This is a genomic window from Streptomyces sp. P17 (genome assembly GCF_032436805.1).
In the GTDB taxonomy this organism is placed as follows: Bacteria; Actinomycetota; Actinomycetes; order Streptomycetales; family Streptomycetaceae; genus Streptomyces.
This window is the reverse complement of the sequence record NZ_JAVRBF010001475.1, coordinates 1-236: the sequence shown is the minus strand read 5'-3', so window position 1 is coordinate 236 and position 236 is coordinate 1. Positions and strand designations below refer to the sequence as shown.

General features: G+C 45.3%; 1 protein-coding gene. It reads left to right on the top strand.

Annotated elements, in window-relative coordinates; all coding sequences use genetic code 11:
* Positions 1-236 (top strand): ATP-binding cassette domain-containing protein (locus tag RMT89_RS45395; RefSeq protein WP_315889594.1); only part of this gene is annotated, 236 nt, incomplete at both ends.

The following is a 236-nucleotide window of genomic DNA, read 5'->3' as shown; positions in this document are numbered from 1 at the left end:
CCTCGGTTCGGCTCAAGCGGGGCATATAGGTAAAAAAATATTCGAAGCGGAGCATATCAGTAAGAGCTTTGGAGACAAAATCATCCTCAAAGACTTCAACTATATTTTCAGCAGATTTGACAAAGCAGGAGTAGTGGGCGAAAACGGTGTGGGCAAGACCTCCTTCCTTCGCCTTCTTTTAGGTGAGATACAACCAGACAAGGGTGCTTTTGAGATTGGGTCTACCATTCGTTTCG